The organism is Vreelandella sp. 162(4c) (genome assembly GCF_058152265.1).
The window spans coordinates 3438706-3456987 of sequence record NZ_CM176981.1; the positions used below are offsets into that span (position 1 = coordinate 3438706).

Here is an 18282-nt window from a genome sequence, read left to right on the forward strand (position 1 = left end):
GAGCGCTTAGTTACCTGACGAGTTTAGTGCTACTGCAACTTCTTCAACCTGTAGCGCCAGACTCTGCAGGCCGCCGCCGGAGAGGTACCACAGCGCGGGCGTTAGCATAATGACCCGCGCTTTCTCAGCTCCCGCATCTAAGAGCGTTTGCGCTAAGGCATCCGCGTCGGCGGGTTCATCGCCAATCGCGGCGCTGCGATCAATCACCAGTACGACCTGCGGATCAATTTCGCTAATCGCCTCAGGAGAAAGCGGGGTAAAGGTACGGGTACCGCGGGTTTCAGAAGTGACACTTTCGGGCATCTCTAATGCTGCAATGCCCAGTACGTCGTGAACGACCGGGTGCTGATTCAGCATCAGATTGCCGCCGTTGTGGGTTACCACCAGCGTGCGAGGAGCGTTGCTTAGCGCTTCGCGCTGGGTCTCAATCTCGGCATGCAGTGTACCAAGCGCCTCTTCGGCTTTGCTTTCCACTGCTAAACGACTCGCTAGTTCGCGTACATTAGCGTCAAAAGTAGCCAGGTAGTCGTCACCCTGTAGGCTGGTGTTGAGCAGCGGGGCGATTTCGCCAAGCCCCTCTTCCCACTCACCCTGGCGGCCAGTGTAAAGAATCAGGCTAGGCTCGCTTTCGCCAAGGGCATCCATATCCGGTGAGCGCAGGCCGCCAATATCGGTGACGTCATCGGCTGCATACTGCTCAAGATAGCCAGGCAGGCTGGCTTTCGGTACACCCACTACCTGCTCGTTTAAACCTAGTGCATCCAGCGTATCCAGGCTGCCTAAGTCGAAGGTGGCGATTCGCTGGTCGGCGCTCGCGGTGGCGCTGGCAGTTGCTAAGAGTATAGCGGTGGTAGTGGTAGCGAACTTCATTGGGCTTCCTTTTGTGAGAAAGAATTTTATATGCGATGTTTTCTCATGTTCTCAAGGATGCTGACTTTTGTCGCTACTGGGTGATGGAACAGTATGTTGCAGAAAACGCGACCGCCCTCACAAACTGAGGGCGGTGGGTAGCGCTAACGGCTGTTTAAAAAAAAGAGGGTAAAGAGGTTAAGAGGCGACCCGGAAAGGATTGCGTGGGTCGTTATCCCAGGCCAGGAAGGGTTGGCCGGTCTCCTGGGGCACCATGGTGATGCAGTTATCTACTGGGCAAGTGATCTGGCAAAGGTTACAGCCCACACACTCCTCTTCGATCACTTCATAGCGTCGCGCGCCGTCCTGCTCGGTGAGCTTGGCAATCGACTGGTGGGAGGTATCCTCGCAGGCGATATAACAGCGGCCGCACTCGATGCACAAATCCTGATCGATCTTGGCGATGGTTTTGAAGTTGATGTCGAGGTGTTTCCAGTCGGTGGTTTGCGGTATCGCCTTACGGGAGAACGCCTCGATGGAGTCGTAGCCTTTTTCCGCCATCCAGCGAGAGAGGCCGTCTTTCATCTCCTCCACAATCCTAAAGCCGTTGAGCATCGCTGCCGTACACACCTGCACGCTGCCGGCACCTAGGGCGATAAACTCCGCCGCATCCCGCCAGGTGGAAATGCCGCCAATGCCGGAAATGGGTAGCGTTGGAGTGGACGGATCACGGGCAATTTCTGCCACCATGTTCATCGCGATAGGCTTCACGGCGCTGCCACAGTAGCCGCCGTGAGTGCTCTGGTGGCCCACGGTGGGCTTGGCGACCATATTGTCCAGGTCGATACTGGTAATCGAGTTGATGGTATTGATCAGCGATACCGCGTCGGCCCCGCCGCGCAGCGCCGCCTGGGCACCGACGCGAATATCGGTGATATTAGGTGTGAGTTTGACGATGACTGGTTTGGAGTAGTGCTTCTTGCACCAGTAGGTGACTTTCTCGATCAGGTCGGGGTTTTGGCCCACCGCCGCGCCCATGCCGCGCTCCGGCATTCCGTGGGGGCAACCCAGGTTGAGCTCGATGCCGTCCGCGCCAGTGGCTTCCACTAGCGGCAGAATGTAGGCCCAGGCTTCTTCATTACAGGGCACCATAATGGAAACGATCAGCGCACGATCGGGCCAGTCCTTTTTCACCTGAGTGATTTCTTTAAGGTTGATCTCCAGCGAGCGGTCGGTAATCAGCTCGATATTGTTAAAGCCGATCACCTCGCGGTTTTTTCCGTAGTGGGCTGAGTAGCGGGAGGAGACATTCACCGCAGGCGGCTCTTCGCCAAGGGTTTTCCATACCACGCCGCCCCAGCCAGCTTCATAGGCGCGTACCACGTTGTAGGCTTTATCGGTGGGCGGTGCAGAGGCCAGCCAGAATGGATTGGGGGCTTTAATACCGGCAAAGTTAACCGATAGGTCAACGCCATTGACCACGCTGTCACCGCTGTCTTTCTTACCCGGTGGTGTAAAAGTGAGTGTGTTCATGCGGCCTCCTGCTTGGCGACAAGCGCCTGATGAATGGCGTGAGCCGCCAGTTTGCCGTGTTGCACGGCCTGAACGGTAAGGTCTTGACCGGGCTTCACACAGTCGCCACCGGCATACACATTGGGCAGTGAGGTTTGGAACATCTCATTAACGTGAATGCGCTCGCCGTCCCGGGCAAGCTCAGCGGCGGTGGTATCGCTTAGGCTCGCGCCTTCGAAGCCTTGGCCGATGGCGGTGAAGACAGCATCGGCGGCGATCTCAAAGGTTTCTCCAGTAGGGGTTAAGCGGCCCGCTTGATCCTGGGTCTTGGCAAAGCGCATGCCCGTCACGCGGCCTTGATCATCCAGCAGAATCTCGTCGGGCTGGGCCCAGGTCACCATCCGCACGCCGTTGGCTTTGGCAATCTCTTGTTCATGGTCGGTGGCGGACATGGCTTCAATGCCGCGACGATAAACCAGCGTGACCTCGGTGGCACCTAAGCGCGCCATTTGAGTCGCCATATCAATGGCGGTATTGCCCGCGCCAATCACGATACAGCGTTTGGCCACCGCAAGGCTGCCCAGATCGTCGGTCTGGCGGAGAACCTTGATGTAGTCCACCGCTGGCATCAGACCAGGTGCTTGCTCCCCGGTTAAACCCAGGGCATGGCTAGCGCCCAGGCCCAAGCTGAGAAACACGCTATCGTACTGATTATGGAGCGTAGCAAGCTCCAGGTTTGCGCCCAGCCGTTGGCCGTACTGGATCTCGATGCCACCGATCTCAAGCAAGAATTCCACTTCCTTACGGGCGAAGTCGTCGGTCATTTTGTAGCGGGCGATGCCGTACTCGTTCAGCCCGCCAGGCTTTTGTTCGGCTTCAAAGATGGTCACCTGATGACCGAGCATCGCCAGTCGGTGCGCGCAGGAGAGCCCGGCAGGTCCGGCGCCGACCACGGCCACATGACTGCCGGTAGAAGTGGCGCGTTTGAAGGGGTGGCCGTCGAACTGCATATGGTCGGTGGCATGACGCTGCAGCAAACCGATCAGCACCGGCTGGCATTCGGCGTCGTGGTTGCGCACGCAGCTACGCTCGCAAAGAATTTCCGTGGGGCACACCCGGGCGCAGCTGCCGCCTAAAATGTTGGCTTCCAGAATGGTTTCCGCCGCGCCGTTGATATTGTTCTCGCTGATCTGGCGAATAAAGCTGGGAATATCAATATCCGACGGGCAAGCCTCGACGCAGGGCGCATCAAAGCAATAGAGACAACGCTGACTTTCGATCATCGCCTGGCGATGGGTCAGCGGCGGATGTAGATCGCTAAAGTTGCTTGCCAGCGTATCCGGGTCGTAGGTGCCGACCTCTTTTGCGCTGGGTAGGTGGTTCAGTGGGCTAGTCACAGTAAAGCCTCCGCTGTTGTTATGGGCACAGCTGTTATCTTTTTACGGCCATCGGCGCATTCAGCTCGGCGCGCTTGGCCAGCAATTCGAAGACACCGGGGTAGGCGGGGCGCTCCAAATAGCGGCCCGCACCGCGCTCGGCGCGCAGCTCACCATCCCGCCACACCCATTTGCCCTTGCTAATGGTGTGACGGGCAATGCCGCGCACCGTTTTGCCCTCGAAAATGTTGAAATCGACGTTCTGGTGGTGGGTTTTGGCAGAAATCGTCCGGGTGCCGTTGGGATCCCACACCACGATATCTGCATCGGAACCTACTTGAATCGCCCCTTTGCGCGGGTAGAGGTTGAAAATCTTGGCGGTGTTGGTCGATGTCAGCGCGACAAACTCCTGGGGCGACAGCTTGCCGGTGTTGACGCCTTCATCCCACAACACGGCGAGGCGGTCTTCCACGCCAGCGGTGCCGTTGGGGATTTTAGTAAAGTCATCCTTGCCCGCGGCTTTCTGATCGGCACAGAAACAGCAGTGGTCGGTGGCGGTGGTTTGCAGATTGCCCGACTGCAAGCCGTGCCAGAGCGCTTCCTGGTGGCCCTTGGGCCGGAAGGGCGGGCTCATCACGTGGGCAGCGGCGCGGCCCCAGTCGGTATCTTGGTAGACGCTATCGTCGATGAGCAGGTGCCCGGCTAAGCATTCGCCATAAACCGGATGACCCTGCTGGCGGGCGTAGGCAATTTCATCGACGGCATCTTTGGTGGACACGTGAACCAGATAGATCGGTGCGCCCAGGGTGCTGGCAATGCGAATCGCCCGGCTGGCCGCTTCGCCTTCCACCTGGGGTGGGCGCGAAAGCGGATGGGCTTCCGGCCCGGTCACGCCCTGGGCGAGCAGTTTTTGCTGCATGTGGTAGACCAGCTCACCGTTTTCGGCGTGAACCGTAGGTACCGCGCCTAGCTCCAGACAGCGCGAGAAGCTTTCCACCAGAATGTCATCAGTGGCCATGATCGCGCCCTTGTAGGCCATAAAGTGTTTGAAGCTGTTCACCCCGTGTTCATGAACCAGGGTGCCCATTTCCTCTCGCACGCTATCGTCCCACCAGGTAATCGCCACGTGGAAGGCAAAATCGGTGGCGGCTTTTTCCGCCCAGCCTTGCCAGGTTTCGAAGGCCTCAAGGAGCGACTGACCTGGCTGTGGGATCACGAAGTCGATGATCGAAGTGGTGCCCCCGGCCAAGGCCGCGGCGGTGCCGGTATAGAAATCTTCGCTGGCCACGGTGCCCATGAACGGCAGTTGCATGTGCGTATGGGGATCGATACCGCCGGGCATCACCAGTTGATCGCTGGCATCGACAATTTCACACCCTTCAGGGACATCTAGATCGGTGCCAATCGCATGGATTTTACCGTCGACACACAGTACGTCTGCGCGGTAGGTATCGGCGTGGGTGACCACGGTGCCGCCCTTGATTAATAAGCTCATCGTTCGCTCCTGTTGTTTTTAAATAGAAAACTTAACCAGCAACCTGTTTTTTACCAGCAGAATCATTCACCGTCGGTCAGGCGGGTATAGGTTTCCGGGCGACGGTCGCGGAAGAACTGCCAGTTGTTGCGTACCTCCCGCACCATGTCCAAATCGATCTCGTGCACCAGCAGCTCGTCTTCTGTTTCGCTGGCCTGAGCTTCGATTTTGCCGCGGGGGTTAACGATATAGCTGGAGCCGTAAAAGTCGCCGATGTTCCACGGCGCCTCGGTTCCAACTCGGTTGATCGCAGCGATAAAGCAGCCATTGGCGGCGGCAGAGGCAGGTTGCTCTAACTCCCACAGGTATTGGGAAAGACCGGCCACGGTGGCGGAAGGGTTGAAAATCACCTCAGCGCCGTTGAGAGCAAGCGCCCGCCAGCCTTCGGGGAAGTGACGGTCGTAGCAGATATACACGCCGATTTTGCCGTAGGCAGTATTGAACACTGGCCAGTTGGATTTTCCCGGCTTGAAGAAGAATTTTTCCCAAAAACCGGCTACTTGGGGAATATGGGTTTTGTGGTACTTGCCTAAGTAACTGCCGTCAGCGTCGAATACCGCTGCGGTGTTGTAGTAAACACCGGTTTCAGTCTCTTCATACACCGGCACGATGATCACCATGCGGTGCTCGGCGGCGAGCTTCTGCATCATCTGGCAGGTAGGGCCTTCCGGTACCCGCTCGGCGGCGGCGTACCACTTGCCGTCCTGGCTGGGGCAAAAGTAGGGCTGGTTAAACACTTCCTGGAAGCAAAGCACCTGCACGCCCTGGTCAGCCGCTTGCTGAATCATTGGCAGATGTGCCTCGTTCATGGCGTCGCGAATAGCTTCTGGTTCAAGATCGGTGCTGGTTTTCAGGCCCATCTGAATCAACCCGATTTTCATATTCTGCATGAGACGCTCCCTCTGATTGTTGATGTGTAGCGTATGTTTGTAGTGTTCTTGAAACTAGTTTTGTAAAGCTGACGAAATAGACAGCTTTTGTTGAAAGTAGCGCTGGGTAGGTGGTTTTAGCAAGTCTTTAAAGGAGATTTGTTAAATCGTCTTTAACTCATTGAGTTTGCTTATTTTTATTGTTCCATTTTGTGATATTCACTTTTTTGGTGAGGTCTTGCACTGTTTTGGATGGTTTTTTTATTCTTTTAAAATCATTGGTTTGGTATATTTATAGCGAGTGTTTTTGGTTTTTTTCTGTTTGAAATTGGTGCAAATATTTTTTTTGATCTAGCTTTGTTTAGTTGGTTTTTGTTTTAGGTGGGGAAAATATAAAGATAACAAGCTAACAATAATAATGTTGTCCAGGAAGGCAGCTTTTTAATCAATGAGTTAATTGACCTGCTTTTTCAAGTAGGCATGCTTATTGCTTGTTTTCTAAAAGCTATGGTTTCTAAGAACGATGGTTTTGAAAAACAATGGTTTCTAAAAGCCATGATTTCTAAGCGCCTTTTTGAAAAGCTCCACTGGCCGTGGGAGCTAGGCAGCGCAATAACGCAATGCTGAGGAGATAAAAAATGACCGAAACAACCTCTCAGATGGTGGATCGAGGTGGGCTGATAGAGCTAGATGTAGGGGACGATGTACGCAGTAGTTCGCGCTTTAATGAGGATATTGCGCCTACCCAGGCCAGCGAGCGCACCTGGAGTAAGTGGAATATTGCGGCACTCTGGGTAGGCATGTCGATCTGCGTGCCCACCTACACCCTAGGCGGGGTATTAACCGCCTACTTCGGGCTGAGCGTGGGGGAGGCGTTGTTTGCCATTTTGTTGGCCAACGTGATCGTGCTGATTCCTCTTACCTTAAACGCCTTTCCCGGTACGAAGTTTGGTATTCCTTTTCCGGTGGTTTTACGCTCTTCGTTCGGTATTTTAGGTTCCAACGTACCCTGTCTGGTGCGCGCCCTGGTCGGCTGCGGCTGGTTTGGTATTCAAACCATGTTTGGCGGTTTGGCCATTCATCTGTTGCTCTCCGAGTTGATTCCCGCTTGGGCTGCGATGGGCGGTGTTGGTGAAGTCATCGGCTTTTTTGTCTTTGGTGCGATGAATCTCTATGTGGTGATTCGTGGTGCAGAGTCGATTAAATGGTTGGAAACCTTCGCCGCACCGCTGCTGTTAGCCGTTGGTGTTGGGCTGATGATATGGGCGTGGCCAAATATGTCGATGTCCGAACTACTGGCACAGCCGCCGTCGCGGCCTGAAGGGGCATCGGTATACGGCTACTTCTTCGCGGGCTTAACCGCCATGGTGGGTTTTTGGGCCACGCTGTCGCTGAATATTCCCGATTTCAGTCGCTTTGCCAAAAGCCAAAAAGATCAGATCGTTGGTCAGGTGATTGGGCTGCCGCTAACGATGTTTTTCTTTGCCGCACTCGGTGTCGTGTTAACCGCTGCTTCCGAAACGCTGGTAGGGGAAACCGTTGCCGACCCGGTACGTTTGATTGGCTATATCGACAGCCCCTTCTGGGTGGTACTGGCGATGCTGTTGATCATTATCGCCACGATCTCTACCAATACGGCTTCTAACATCGTGTCGCCTACCAACGATTTTCAGAACATTGCGCCCAAATTGATTAACCAGACGCGCGGCGTGCTGATGACTGGCGCGGTGGGCGTGTTGTTGATGGGCTACGATCTGCTGCAAAAAGCGGGCGTTATTCCGCCAGGGGTTTCTCTGGAGCAGATGTACTCCAACTGGCTGCTGGGTTACTCCAGCCTGCTGGGGCCCATCGCGGGCATCATGGCGGTGGACTACTTCCTGATCAAAAAGCAGCGTTTGGATGTGCCCAGCCTGTATATGGATAACCATGCTTATCCTGCGGTGAACATCGCGGGTTTTATCGCCTTTGGCGTGCCGGTGGCGCTTACGTTGCTATCGCTGTTAACTGGCACCATGAATTGGTTCTACGACTACGGCTGGTTTACCGGCTCGGCGCTGGGGGCAATTGTTTACTATGTGGCAAGCCAAGTGTTGGCGTCATCGCCCCAGGCGGGGCCAGCGCCGATAATGGCCAATGAGGCAACCGAGCAGCGTTAAACATACTGCCGGGTTTAGCTGCTTTTGATTAAGCGTAGAAACGCATCGACCACTCGGTTGGGGCGGCGGTCGTGGCGGGTGATCAGCACAAAGGGGATGCGGTAGTGCTGCGTGTTGGCATGCAACGCTCGCATCTTGCCCGCTGCCACCCACTGTGCAGCTACGTGTTCAGGCAGAAAGCCGATAAATCGCCCGGTAAGAATCAAAAAAGCGGCGCCTTCTCGGTCGGATGCTGAGGCACGAAGGCTTAGCGCATCATGCGCCTGTCGGGCCTCAACCGGTAGCGGATAGCGGGGCGAAATAGCCGAGTGTTGGGCGATATCAGCACCACTGAGCGTGTCGTCGTCCTCCGTAAACAGCGGATGGCCAGCCGCGCAGTAAAGATACGATGGCTCGTCGTAAAGGTGCCGCGCTTCTAAGCTGGTGGGCAGGTTCACTGCAGGCACTACGCCGACGTGCAAGTGGCCATCCATGACGCCTCTAATGACCGCGTCAGAAGGCTCCATATGAATGTGCAGCGTTACCTCATGCTCCGGCGCGCTAAGCTCTGCCAGGGCGTTGGTCACGTGCATGGCGGGTAGCGTTACCAGGTTGTCGGTGATGCCGATATTCAGCTCGCCTTTGATCGTTTGATGCAGCGCGTTAACGTCGCTTTTAAACGTTTCAAGCGCGGTCAGTAGCGTTAACCCTGCCTGATAAATCTCTTTACCCTCTTCGGTTAAACTAAACCCGCCACGCCCCCGCTGGCAGAGCGAAAACCCCAGCCTCCCCTCCAAGTCGTTCATGTGTTGGCTAATCGCCGAACGACTAATGCCCAGCGTGGTTTCCGCCGCGGTAAAGCCACCGCACTCAACGACCGTCTTAAAAATACGGATTAGGCGTATCTCGTAGTCGCTCATTTGGCCCAGCGATGCCATAACAATTTCCTGGTAGATTGGCTATCCATGCATAACGTCACGCTTTTCAGGGCATTAACGGTGATAAAAACTGATATACATCCTAAAAGCACCGCGGCACTATCGGATAAAGCCACGTGTCAGCGCGTGTTATGTATCATTTTTAGTTACTTTTTACACTGTATCAGGTGTCCCCCTGGGTTACCTGAATAAGGCTTCTGCGCGATGTCCGCTACCTCCAATGATGTAAATGATGATGTATTGAAAGCCACCAAGACTTATCGCCAACAGCGCCGCCATGTGATTGCGCTATATCTGCTAGCACTGCTTGTCATGATGGTGCTTTTCGGCTGGCTGCTGAGTGAACAGTATCGGCAAGAAATTGAGGCCGCCGAGTCGCGGATTACCGCCCGCGCTAATGTGGTTGCTGAGTGGGCAAAAGGCGTATTTGCACAAAGCGGGCAAGCGCTTTTTGGGCTTGCTGAGATGCTAACCCTGCAAGGCATGCCAGATAGCGATAATGCCCAGGCCCTTCAGCGCTCGCTAGAAAACCTGACCCTGTATGTGCCCATGGTGGACGAAATCGCTGTGTTGAGCGCTGAAGGCCGAGTAATGGCGAGTGGCCGCAGCAGCCGAAGAGCAGGTGCTGATATCAGCGATACGACGTTGTTTAATGCCTTTAAGCAAGCAGGACAAGAAGAACTGATTACCCCGCTTTACTGGTCTATCAGTGACCAACGCTACTATTTGTACCATGGTCGACGATTAGAAACCTCGTCCGGCGAGTTTGCTGGGGTGGTCATCTCTAGCATTGTACCTGAAGTGTTTGCCGACGCCCTGGAGCAGATGAGTGTCTATGACGGCGAGAGCATTGCCCTGGTCGACCCCGGATTAAAATTTATTGCTCGCTACCCGACCCCCGAAAAGCCATTTTCGATTGGCAGTCAAATTGAGAGCCCAGAAACGGCCGAGTGGCTTACCCGTGGTGAGTCCACATGGTCAATCAACATTGACTCACCTATTGATGGCCGCAAACGGCTGTTTCGCATGCTGAGAGTAGGCAAGTATCCGATGCTGGCTGTGGTTGGCGTTGATCTTCACGAATTGCTCTCGGCCTGGCGGCAGCGTGCTTTGATTTTAATGTTGGTGACGGCAGTGATTGCCCTGCTGGGTGCTTGGGGGGCGCGCCACTACCTGAATCGTTTAGCGTTGTCGCATCAACTACGTCAGCGTATTGAGGAGCGTGAACAGGCCCGTGCCGAGGCCCAAATCGCCGCTGCCGCCTTCCAGACGCACTTAGGCATCCTTATTACCGATCCACAGGGCATCATTCTTAAGGTGAATGAGACCTTCAGCCGCATTACCGGCTATAGCGAAGCGGAGATAGTGGGTAACAATCCGCGCATGTTTAGCTCTGGGCTACAAAACGCCGCCTTTTACCGCCGTTTATGGAAGCGTGTTATCAAAACCGGCAACTGGGAAGGCGAGATATGGAACCAGCGTAAGAATGGTGAACTGTTTCCCGAGTGGCTAACCATTAGCGCTGTCTACAGCGTTGAGGGCACCTTAACTCACTACGTGGCCACCATGAGCGATATCAGCGAGCGTAAAGCCGCTGAACAAGAGATTCATCAGCTAGCATTTTATGACACCTTAACCGGGTTGGCCAACCGGCGGCTGTTTATGGATCGCATAGGTAATGCCCTTAAAGAGCTTCAGCGCCATCAGCGTTGCGGCGCACTGCTATTTATCGATATCGATAACTTTAAGCAAATCAATGACACTCTGGGGCACTATGCGGGGGATCAAGTATTGCAGAGCGTTGCTCGGCGAATGGGGCAGATGTTGCGCGATACCGATACCTTGGCGCGGCTGGGAAGCGATGAATTTGCGGTATTAATCGAAGGCGTGGATAGCAATTACGCTCAAACCACCCGGCTGGCAGAGCGTATTGCGCACAAGCTGCTGGCAACTCTTAACGAATCAATCACTCTGGCCGAAGAGAGCATCACGGTGACGGGGAGTATTGGTATTGCGATCATGGCCAGCAATGAGTACGGCGTGGATGACTACCTGCAGCAGGTAGATATGGCGCTCTTTCAGGCTAAGAACAACGGCCGCCATGGCGTGTGCTTTTTTGACCCCTCGATGCAGGCTGCGCTTCTGGCCCATGTGAAATTAGAAGCGGATCTGCGCCAAGCGCAGGCCAGCCAGCAGTGGCAGCTCTATTATCAGCCCCAAGTGGATCACCATGGCGTGATCACTGGCGTTGAGGCGCTGCTGCGCTGGCATCATCCTGAACGCGGCATTGTTTCACCAGGCGATTTCATTCCGCTGCTGGAAAGCAATGAGCTGATAAATGATGTAGGCGAATGGGTATTGGAAGATGCCTGCTATCAATTAGCGCGTTGGGCGCAGCATCCACAGCTCAGCAAACTGACCATATCGGTGAATATTAGTCCGCTTCAGTTTCGCGATGAGCAGTTTCTGGCTCGTGTAGAGGGGGTGTTTGCGCGCACTCAGGCGCCGCTTCAGCGGCTAAAACTGGAGGTGACCGAGTCACTGTTTGTGGAAGCGCGAGACGACGCCAGAGATAAAATGCTTGCCCTTAAAGCGCGCGGTGTACGCTTCTCTCTGGATGATTTTGGCACCGGCTACTCGTCCCTGGCCTATTTAGCGCAACTGCCGCTGGATCAACTGAAAATTGACCAATCCTTTGTGCAGCAGGTGCTCGAAAGCCAAGCCAACGCAGCGATTGTCGAGAGTACCATTGCCCTGGCAGAGAGCCTCAATCTAGAGGTCATTGCAGAAGGCGTAGAGACCAAAGCGCAGCAGGCGTGGCTACTGGCGCACGACTGTCACGCTTATCAAGGCTATCTGTTTGGGCGGCCGGTTACTGCAGAGGCCATCGAGAGATTGATTACGGGCGCTTAACCCAGCGTCAGTAAGCGGAGTTGGCCTTCGATATCGAGAGCGGGGCTCGTATCGGGAAGAATAACTTCCAGCCGGGAGTCTTGCCGCCACGCGCTGCTTTCAACGCTCAGCGTACCTCCGGCGCGGTTAAAGCGTTTCCAGCCGCTATCGGTATGAAACACGCCTTTAATGCGTGCCTCTCTGGGGAGTTCTCCCAAACAGGTGGCCAAGCTATCCAGGTCGAAGCGCTCGCTTGGGTGCCAACGTAACCCCGTACTGGTGTAGCCCAGCGAAGTGCCGGTTTCACGCTGGGGCTTGCCGGGCGGGGGCGGAAAATCAAAAAAAGACCCGGCTAAGCTGGGTGTTGCCGCCAACTGTTGATGGTTGGCGGGTACGCTGATATCGCTCCCTTCGGCGCGTCCGCTCTGGGTCAACAGTCCTATGGGTAGTTCGCCTTGGGGAGCTTCCTGCACCCATTTACGCGGCGGCCAGCGCTGTGCCACAAACGCATGAGCGGCGCCGAGCTGCTCGGGCGTGCTCTGGTCGAGCATGGTGAGTGCCACGGCATCGGCCATATCGAGCTGGTCGCGGAAGGTGTCGTGCGTTCGGGAGCGGGCGTCATCTAATCGGCGTGGGTCGAGAGTAGCAATAATATCGCGTACCTCGACCACTTCCTGGAAGGCTTCCCCTCGCAGTAGATCCAACAGACCTGCCGGGTGGCCAAGGCCTGAGGGCTCGATGATGACGCGATCAGGCTTGCTGCGTGCGAGTAAATTCACCAGCGCCGCTTGCAGTACAAAGGCGAGCTGGCAGCAAAGGCAGCCGCCGGGAAGGCCCTTCACCACCACATCGTCACGGGCATCAAACATCGCCTGGTCGATGCCGATTTGGCCAAACTCGTTGACCAAAATGGCCCAGGTTTCATCCACAGGCTTCTGTTCGATGAGGCTGTGGATAAGCGTTGTTTTACCGCTGCCGAGAAAGCCGGTAATGATATGCACCGGCACTTTTGCCAACCGTTCTGACGCTGCCAACGCCTAGCCCCCTGTCATATTCATAAAGCGTACTACCTGCACATCGCCATCGGTGGTGAAGTGATGGCGTTCTGGCTTAAGCGGCAGGGCGTTGATGATCGCCTCTTTTAGCGCCTGCATATTACCGGGGTGACGGCGCAGCACGGCGCGAAGGTCGACCGAGTGTTCGTTGCCTAAGCACAGCAGCAAACGGCCTTCCACGGTCACGCGCACCCGGTTACAGGTATCGCAAAAGTTGTGGCTATGGGGGGAAATAAACCCAACCCGGCTGTCGCTATCGGCCATCTTGAAGTAGCGCGATGGGCCGGGTGTGGTTTCGGTCGTGGGGATCAGCGGATAGCGCGTTTCGATCAAGTCTTGAACGTCATCGCTGGAGTAGAAGGTTTCCGCCCGTGAGTGGTCAGAAACATCGCCCAGCGGCATCTCTTCGATAAAGCTAATATCGAGGTTTTCCTGGCGTGCAAAGGTGACCAGGTCGATTACTTCGTCGTCATTGCGACCTTTTAAGATCACCGCGTTGAGCTTGATGCGTTTAAAGCCCGCTTCCTGGGCGGCATGAATGCCGTCGATCACTTTGGCTAAATCGCCGGTGCGGGTGAGCTGCTTAAAGCGCTCCGCATTTAGCGAGTCCAGACTAATGTTCAGCCGCCGCAGACCGCTTGAGTAAAGCTGCTTGGCGTGCTTGCGTAGGCTGGCGCCGTTAGTGGTCATGGTGAAGTCGTTAAGGCCTGGCATGGCGCCGATCTCATCGACCAGTTGCTCAATGCCGCGGCGTACCAGCGGTTCGCCGCCGGTAAGGCGAATTTTCTCGACCCCCAACTCAGTGAAGGCGCGCGCCACCATAGCGATCTCTTCCAGCGTCAGTACCTGGGCGCGGGGCAGAAACGTCATCTCCTCGCTCATGCAGTACACGCAGCGGAAATCGCAGCGATCGGTGACCGAGATGCGCACGTAGCTAATGCGCCGACCAAAGTCGTCGATCAGTTGCTGGTCAGCGTCTGGCTGGACAGATCGCTGCTGATTAGCTTGTGGTTGTGCGGGTCGTTGCTCGGTCATAGCCATCCCGTTAGTGGTTGTATGCTGACTACCTCGCCTGGCTGGGCGCCTGCCTGGTCGTCGGCAAGCTCAATCAAGCAGTTAGCAGCCACCATCGAGGTTAAAATGCCCGAACCCTGGGCGCCGGTACTACGCACGAGTAACCGTCCTTCGCTATCAGTATGGTAAACGCCACGGATAAAGTCAGTGCGCTTCAAGCGACTTTTTATGGCGGTGTCGGCAATCGCAGTAAGGCGATGGGGTGTTGATGTCGGCTGCCCATACAGCCGATCCAGCAGCGGCGAGACAAACTGTAGAAAGGTTACCATGACCGCCACCGGATTGCCGGGCAAGCCAACAAACGGCGTGCGCTTTTCACCCAGCCAGCCGCAAGCCATGGGGCGCCCAGGTCGCAGCGCTACCCGCCAGAAGGCTAGGCGGCCTAACTGTTCCAGAGCCTCACGGGTAAAGTCAGCCTGGCCAACGGAAACACCGCCGCTGGTGATTACCAAATCGCTCTGCTCTGCAGCGTCTTCAAGGGCCGTTTTAATGGCGTTTAAATCGTCTGGGAGAATGCCCAGGTCAATGACATCGGCGCCGTGTTCGGCAAGCAAGCCCATCAGGGTGAAGCGATTGGCATCGTATATACCTGCTTTGGGCAGCGGCTCACCGGGAGCAGCGACTTCATTGCCAGTGGAAAAGATCGCCACCCTTGGGCGCTGACATACGGCAACATCTGCGTAACCTAACGACGCTAAAAGCCCTAGGGCCGCCGCATCGAGCCGTGCTCCCGCAGGCAGTGCCGTGTCGCCGAGACCAATATCCTCACCGGCCTGGCGAACATGTTGGCCGTGTTTGAGGAGTTCTGGCGACGCGATGATCACATGCCCAGGCTGCTCATCTAACGGTTCGCGGAGCTGTTCACTCATCACCACGGTATCGGTGCCCGGCGGCAGTGGGGCACCGGTGGTGATGCGTACACAGTGACCGGCAGGTACTAATTCGCGGCGATACTGACCGGCCAACACCTCTCCAGCCAACGGCCAGCGGGTCTGCTTGGCTCCAACACCTTCTCTGGGCAAGGCTAGCGCTACGCCGTCCATGGCCGCATTGGTATTTTGCGGCACGTTAATGGGGGCTTTCACGGTTGTGGCCAATCGGCGACCATGAGCCTGCGCCAGCGGAATCCGTTCGCTGCCCAGCGGGCGTTCAATCAAGGTGGCGAGCGCCTGACGCGCTTCGTCCACGCTGAGCATCTGCTCGCCAAGATCAAAGCAGGAGAGGGTCATTTCACCTCCTTGCTCGAAGAACCCATGAGTACTTTTTCCAGGTGCAGCTTCTCTTCCTCAGTATTAAGGTTAGCAAAGGCATCAGGGCAGTCCGACATATCAACCTTGCACCAAGCATGGCGAGCATACCAACGATCGATCTTACGCTCGCCCTCGGCCAAGGTGGCGGCCAAATCATCGGCCAGCGAGGTACGCAGTAGTGCAACTACCGGGTGCAGCCGTTCGCCATCAAAAGCCACAGCGATATCATGCTGGCCAATACCTTGTACCATGCGCGCCACTAAATCGTCAGGTAGGGCGGGGGAGTCGCAGGGAACGACCAGTAGCCACGGCGTTTTTGCCGCCTGCAGGCCGCTATAGATCCCCATCAAAGGGCCTTTAAAGCCGCCTTCGGCACCGTCCATTACAACATCCGCTATAACGCGATCGGCGAAAAAGCGATAGGCGTCAGCATTGCGGTTGGCGTTAATCAGTAGCTCGGCCACCTGACCTTCAAGGCGCTTCACCACATGGCCGACGAGTGGCAGGCCCGCAAAAGGCTCCAGCCCTTTGTCACGACCGCCCATTCGGCGCCCTTCGCCGCCCGCGAGAACCATGCCAGTGAGGTCGTGAGTAGGGATCATGAGCTTGCCTTTTTTGATGAGCGGTATTCTTGCGATGAACGGGCATGGGATGGGCGCGGTGGAATAGCGTCCAGGGCTAAACGGTTTTGGGTGTTGATCGCTTGGAAATGGCGCCCTTTGGCGCGGGCAATTAACATCACGCCGAAGCGTTCGGCCAGTTCGACGCCTTTTTGGGTGACGCCTGAGCGAGAAACCAGCACGCTAATGCCCATTTGTGCCACTTTGAGTACCATTTCGGAAGTCAGTCTCCCGGTGGTGTAGAAAATATCCGCATTGGCGCTGTCGGCCTGTTGTAGCCATTGGCGCCCCGCCAAGGTATCCACCGCGTTATGCCGTCCTACGTCTTCAACAAAGTCGAGTACGTCGGTTTGCTGGCACAGCGCGCAGCCATGAACGGCGCCAGCGCTGCGGTAGGTCTCGTTGTAGGCGTTAAGGTTTTGCAGCAGCTGATAAAGCGTGGATTGTGCCAATTGAGTATCGGGTAGCGCCGTGAGAGCGGTTTGGTCGAGCAGTTTACCAAATACCGTGCCCTGGCCGCAGCCGGTGGTGACCGTACGGGTGCTTAAGCGTATTTCTAAATCCTCGGGCAGATGGCGAGTAATCACTACCGCGGCTTCTACTTCCCAATCGACTTGCACGGCCTCTAAATCAGCCGCGGCGTTCAGCAGCCCCTGATTGCGCAGATAGCCGACCACCAGAGCCTCCGGGTCGTCACCCAAGGTCATCAAAGTGACAATTTCACGCTTGTTGAGGTAGACCGTCAACGCTCTTTCAGCGGCAATCGCCTGCTGGCGTGCATCGCCATACTCGTCAACGATGCTGATCTCGGTAGTGGCCGGTAAGCGGGCTCGGCTTAACTGAAGGGCGTGCATCCGCAATCCTCGCTGCTGATATGAAAGCATCTGAGCCTGATAAAATACCTGAGTAAAAAGGTCAGAGTTGACGATGATGGCGCTGGAGAGGCTTACTTGTCTACCTGTTCGACTGCTATCCGTTCAAAGTCTAGGTGCTTCGCTTAAGTACTGTGCTCAAGTGCTGTGCTTAGATACTTCGCTAAGGGGTTTAACGCGATGTCTGATAATTTACGTTCACTGAGTATCACCCTGGTCGCCGAGGCTAAGCAGGTGAAAAGCTTTACGCTAACCCAGTGGCGTATTGCAGAGCTTACCCTGAGTGATCAGGGCCCCAATGTGCTTAACCTGCAGTTGTCGATGACCGAGCGTGCTGCCTACCGTTTCAACCTGACGTCTGCCACCCCACGGCTATTTGTGCGAGCGGGTTTTACTGGGCAAACACCCAAACCTGATGCGATTACCGCTAGTCAGGACGTGGCAGCCGGTTGGATGGACGGTGAGCAGCAGGTGCTCGAAGCATCAATGCCCATGGCCATTCAGGTCTGGATTGAGAGCTACCTCGCACGCCACGGCGAAGCGCCGATGGAGATGCGCAAGAAAAAACGCAAAGGAGCGGGGCGCGCCAAAGAGACCCCCACCAAGGAGCAGCCGCAATGAGCCGCCTAGAGCGCTGGTCGCGCCTAAAACGCAACGTTCCCCAAGAGCAAGATGCGCCGCCGGTTACAGAGCCCGTTGAGGAACTGGCGGCCAAATCGGATATTTCACCTGATGCCGCGCAGGAAGCGCCAGAGCAGGCATCACTAGAACAGTCTCCTGCAGAACAATCGCCTTCAGAACCAGCACCTAAGCCCGGCAGCTTAGACCACACCTTGCCCGACCCTGAAACGCTGGAAGCGGGCAGCGACTTCAGCGCCTTTATGGTGCCAGGAGTAAGCGGAGCCCTGCGGCGGCGTGCTTTGAAACGCCTGTGGGCCACCGGCAACTACAACGTTCGCGACGGCCTGGATGACTATGATGCCGACTACAATCAGCTGTTAAAGCCCATGGACTCCGAGCTCGCCAGCAAACTGCGCCGCTGGACGCATAAAGTGGAAGAGGCGGTTGATAAGTCGCTAGACGAGCCCGAGTCCCCAAAAGAGTTGGCAGAGAACGAGCAAACAAGTGAGAAACCGGTCGCGCTAGAGGACGACTCCTCAACACCTCGCGATGATGGTGTCAAAACTGTAGAAAACACCTTACTAGACGACCAGTCTGATTATTTATCTGATCCTAAGACGAAAACATGAGATTAGTGATAAAATTATAAAAATAAAATTATTGGGTGTGTTAACAGTCGCCAGCG

At 55.8% G+C, this 18282-nt stretch carries 15 protein-coding genes; 4 read left to right on the top strand and 11 right to left on the bottom strand.

Annotation, left to right across the window (positions count from 1 at the left end):
- Positions 1–6: 6 nt before the first annotated feature.
- The 5 genes from AC4EYZ_RS15790 to AC4EYZ_RS15810 form a co-directional block, all read right to left on the bottom strand.
- Complete coding sequence (locus tag AC4EYZ_RS15790; protein WP_141440601.1) at positions 7–870, bottom strand: ABC transporter substrate-binding protein; 864 nt, start codon at positions 868–870, stop codon at positions 7–9.
- A 177-nt stretch (positions 871–1047) separates the two neighbouring features.
- On the bottom strand, positions 1048–2382 hold the full coding sequence (preA, locus tag AC4EYZ_RS15795; protein ID WP_159177409.1) for an NAD-dependent dihydropyrimidine dehydrogenase subunit PreA: 1335 nt from the start codon (positions 2380–2382) through the stop codon (positions 1048–1050).
- A complete protein-coding gene (locus AC4EYZ_RS15800; protein ID WP_490203868.1) occupies positions 2379–3758 on the bottom strand; it encodes an NAD(P)-dependent oxidoreductase in 1380 nt (459 codons plus the stop codon). The genes preA and AC4EYZ_RS15800 overlap by 4 nt, the downstream gene beginning before the upstream one ends.
- A gap of 34 nt (positions 3759–3792) precedes the next feature.
- A complete protein-coding gene (gene hydA / locus AC4EYZ_RS15805) occupies positions 3793–5232 on the bottom strand; it encodes a dihydropyrimidinase (RefSeq protein WP_490203869.1) in 1440 nt (479 codons plus the stop codon).
- A 62-nt stretch (positions 5233–5294) separates the two neighbouring features.
- Positions 5295–6161, bottom strand: a complete 867-nt coding sequence (locus AC4EYZ_RS15810; RefSeq protein WP_457547664.1) for a nitrilase-related carbon-nitrogen hydrolase — start codon at positions 6159–6161, stop codon at positions 5295–5297.
- Between the two features lie 617 nt (positions 6162–6778).
- On the opposite strand from AC4EYZ_RS15810, the gene AC4EYZ_RS15815 reads away from it, so the two are divergent.
- Positions 6779–8296 (top strand): NCS1 family nucleobase:cation symporter-1, encoded by a 1518-nt coding sequence (locus tag AC4EYZ_RS15815; RefSeq protein ID WP_009285884.1) that lies wholly within the window; start codon positions 6779–6781, stop codon positions 8294–8296.
- Between the two features lie 14 nt (positions 8297–8310).
- On the opposite strand, the gene AC4EYZ_RS15820 is transcribed toward AC4EYZ_RS15815, so the two are convergent.
- Positions 8311–9213, bottom strand: coding sequence for a LysR family transcriptional regulator (locus AC4EYZ_RS15820; RefSeq protein WP_022521820.1), 903 nt, complete (start codon positions 9211–9213; stop codon positions 8311–8313).
- A 204-nt stretch (positions 9214–9417) separates the two neighbouring features.
- Here AC4EYZ_RS15820 and AC4EYZ_RS15825 point away from each other — a divergent pair, with 204 nt between their 5' ends.
- Complete coding sequence (locus tag AC4EYZ_RS15825; RefSeq protein ID WP_490203870.1) at positions 9418–12126, top strand: bifunctional diguanylate cyclase/phosphodiesterase; 2709 nt, start codon at positions 9418–9420, stop codon at positions 12124–12126.
- On the opposite strand, the gene AC4EYZ_RS15830 is transcribed toward AC4EYZ_RS15825, so the two are convergent.
- The 5 genes from AC4EYZ_RS15830 to AC4EYZ_RS15850 are packed head-to-tail and all read right to left on the bottom strand — an operon-like array spanning position 12123 to position 16958.
- Complete coding sequence (locus AC4EYZ_RS15830) at positions 12123–13139, bottom strand: CobW family GTP-binding protein (RefSeq protein WP_141440604.1); 1017 nt, start codon at positions 13137–13139, stop codon at positions 12123–12125. The genes AC4EYZ_RS15825 and AC4EYZ_RS15830 overlap by 4 nt on opposite strands.
- Positions 13140–13142: 3 nt before the next feature.
- The gene (gene moaA / locus AC4EYZ_RS15835; protein ID WP_022521823.1) at positions 13143–14195 is read right to left on the bottom strand and encodes a GTP 3',8-cyclase MoaA; all 1053 of its coding nucleotides are present in this window, start codon (positions 14193–14195) and stop codon (positions 13143–13145) included.
- Positions 14192–15463: a molybdopterin molybdotransferase MoeA gene (moeA, locus tag AC4EYZ_RS15840; protein WP_039857293.1), complete on the bottom strand. Its 1272-nt coding sequence runs from the start codon at positions 15461–15463 to the stop codon at positions 14192–14194. The genes moaA and moeA overlap by 4 nt, the downstream gene beginning before the upstream one ends.
- Positions 15460–16086 carry a molybdenum cofactor guanylyltransferase MobA gene (gene mobA / locus AC4EYZ_RS15845; protein WP_009285880.1) on the bottom strand — a complete coding sequence of 209 codons (627 nt, stop codon included), beginning with the start codon at positions 16084–16086 and terminating at the stop codon, positions 15460–15462. The genes moeA and mobA overlap by 4 nt, the downstream gene beginning before the upstream one ends.
- A complete protein-coding gene (locus tag AC4EYZ_RS15850) occupies positions 16083–16958 on the bottom strand; it encodes a formate dehydrogenase accessory sulfurtransferase FdhD (protein ID WP_022521826.1) in 876 nt (291 codons plus the stop codon). The genes mobA and AC4EYZ_RS15850 overlap by 4 nt, the downstream gene beginning before the upstream one ends.
- Positions 16959–17156: 198 nt before the next feature.
- On the opposite strand from AC4EYZ_RS15850, the gene AC4EYZ_RS15855 reads away from it, so the two are divergent.
- Positions 17157–17597 carry a DUF3305 domain-containing protein gene (locus tag AC4EYZ_RS15855; protein ID WP_490203871.1) on the top strand — a complete coding sequence of 147 codons (441 nt, stop codon included), beginning with the start codon at positions 17157–17159 and terminating at the stop codon, positions 17595–17597.
- Positions 17594–18226, top strand: a complete 633-nt coding sequence (locus AC4EYZ_RS15860) for a DUF3306 domain-containing protein (protein WP_490203872.1) — start codon at positions 17594–17596, stop codon at positions 18224–18226. Before AC4EYZ_RS15855 ends, AC4EYZ_RS15860 begins: the two co-directional genes overlap by 4 nt.
- Positions 18227–18282 lie beyond the last annotated feature (56 nt).